The sequence below is a fragment of the Streptomyces sp. NPDC007901 genome, from assembly GCF_042959465.1.
Lineage (GTDB): Bacteria > Actinomycetota > Actinomycetes > Streptomycetales > Streptomycetaceae > Streptomyces.
The window spans coordinates 1-2457 of record NZ_JBIBKW010000087.1 but is presented as its reverse complement, the minus strand read 5'-3'; the positions used below and the strand labels follow the sequence as shown (position 1 = coordinate 2457).

The 2457-nt window shown below is 70.2% G+C and carries 1 protein-coding gene; it reads right to left on the bottom strand.

The genetic code is table 11. From position 1 onward, the window contains the following. The coding region (locus ACFZDK_RS55730) for a condensation domain-containing protein (RefSeq protein WP_390987073.1) at positions 1–2288 on the bottom strand (2288 nt) is incomplete at its 3' end. Positions 2289–2457: the final 169 nt, after the last annotated feature.

Genomic DNA, 2457 nt, shown 5'->3' with positions numbered 1-2457 from the left:
TCCACGGTCGTCTCCGTCGGACCGTAGGTGTTGAACAGCATGCGCCCGGCCGACCAGCGCGCGAGCAACTCCGCCGACGACGCCTCGCCACCGACGTCGATCACGACGCCTTCGCGGATCGATCCGCTGTCCAGAGTCGCCAACGCGGCGGGCGGCAGCGACACATGGGTGACCTCTTGCTCGGCCAGGAACGAAGCGAGCTCCGTACCGAGCCGACGGTCCGACGGCACCATGACCAGCGTCGCCCCGGACAGCAGGGCCAGTGACCAGTCCGCGCAGAACTGGTCGAAACTCACCGATGCGAACTGCGCGACCCGTCCCCCCGAGGCCGTACCGAACCGGGTCCGACCGGCCTGAGCCAGGTTCAGCAGGCCCGAGTGCACGGCCACGACGCCCTTGGGCACGCCGGTGGACCCCGAGGTGTAGATCACGTAGGCGGGGTGCGCCGGCAGAAGCGGTGCCCGCCGGTCGGTGTCGAGGAGGTCGCCGGGCGAGCACTCCTCCAGGCGCTCGGCCATGGCCGGGGCGTCCAGCAGTACGAGCGGAGTCGTCACACTCGGCATCGACTCCGCCACGTCCGACTCGGTCAGTACGCACACGGGTCGGGCATCGGCAAGCATGAACTGCAGCCGCTCCGCCGGATAGTCCGGGTCCAACGGGAGATAGGCACCGCCTGCCTTCAGCACCCCGAGCACGGCCACGATCAGATCCACACCGCGCGACAGGCACAGCCCCACCACCGACTCCGGCCCGACACCCAGGCCGACCAGATACCGCGCCAGCCGGTTCGCCCGGGCGTTCAACTCTCCGTACGACACCTCGACTCCGCAGGCGCACGCCACCGCCACCGCATCCGGAGCCGGGACCACCTGGCGTTCGAACCGCTCGACCGCCGTCTCCGCGGGAACCGCCACACCCGTGTCGTTCCACTCCCGCAGCACACGGTCACGCTCGGCCGCACCCAGCACGTCGACCGCGTTCACGCGCACGCCCGGGTCCCCGGCCACCGTCTCCAGGACACGCACGAACCGCTCCGCGATCAACTGCGCCGACTCACGGTCGAACAGATCCGCCGAGACCGTCACCAGGCCACGCAGTCCGGCGGGCGCGCCTCCCTCCACCACTTCGCTGACGGTGACGTCCAGGTCGAACTTCGCGGGTACACCCTTCGTCGGCATCGCCGATGCGGTCAGTCCGGACAGCCGCAGTGCGGCCCGGCCCGTGTTCTGCACCGTGAGCATGACCTGGAACAGGGGATGCCGTGCCAACGACCGCGTCGGCGACAGCACCTCCACCAGACGCTCGAAGGGGACGTCCTGATGGTCGAGGGCGTCCAGCCCGGTTTCCCGGGCGCGGTCCACCAGTTCGGCGAAGGTGGGCGCGCCGGAGAGGTCCGTGCGGAGCACGAGCGTGTTGACGAAGAACCCGATCAGGTCGTCCAGGGCGTCGTCGGTCCGCCCCGCCACGGGCGTGCCGACGACGATGTCCTCGCCGGCGCCCAGTCGGGACAGCAGCACCCCGAGCGCGGCCTGCAGCACCATGAAAAGCGTCGCGTCCTGCTGCCGGGCGATCTCCGCCAGCCTGCGGTGGACCTGCGCGGGAACGGTCAGGGCGACCTGGTGACCGTCGTACCCCGACATCGCGGGCCGGGGCCGGTCGGTCGGCAGCACCAGCTCCTCCGGTGCCCCCGCCAGCGTCTTGCGCCAGTACGCCACCTGCTCCGACAGCAGACTGTCCGGGTCGTCCTCGTCGCCCAGCAGGTCCCGCTGCCACACCGCGTAGTCCGCGTACTGCACCGGCAGCGGAGCCCACTCCGGCGCCTCGCCCCGGCACCGGGCGGCATACGCTGCCGACAGGTCACGCGCCAGCGGCCCCAGCGACCAACCGTCGGACACGATGTGGTGCATGACCATGAGGAGAACATTCTCGTCCGGTGCCTGAGTGAACAGCCAAACACGGAAGCACAGTTCGCCGGACAGATCGAACGGCCGGGCCGCTGCCTCCCGCACGGCCGCGGCCACGTCCTCGGCGGCGGTCTCGACGACGGCCGGCTCCCAGTCGAGGTCGTCCATCGCGACGACACGTTGCCGCGGAACCCCGTCCTGCTCCGGAAAGACGGTGCGCAGGGCCTCGTGACGGCCCAGGACGTCACGCAAGGCCGCGCTCAACGCGGCCACGTCCAGAACACCGGTGAGGCGGATGGCGACGGGGGTGTTGTAGGACGGGTTGGGTCCTTCGAGCCGGTCGAGGAACCACAGACGCTGCTGGGCGTACGACAGCGGAATCATCACCGTTACTCCCCGTGCTCTCGGGTGTTCCTCGGACGCAGGGCGGGCCTGCTCTTCGTCTTCTTGGCTTGCGTTAGGCGGGTGGCGAGTTGGGCGGGGGTGGGTGCGTCGAACAGATCCCGGATCCGCAACTCGGCACCCAGCACACTGCGCACCCTCGCGATCAACC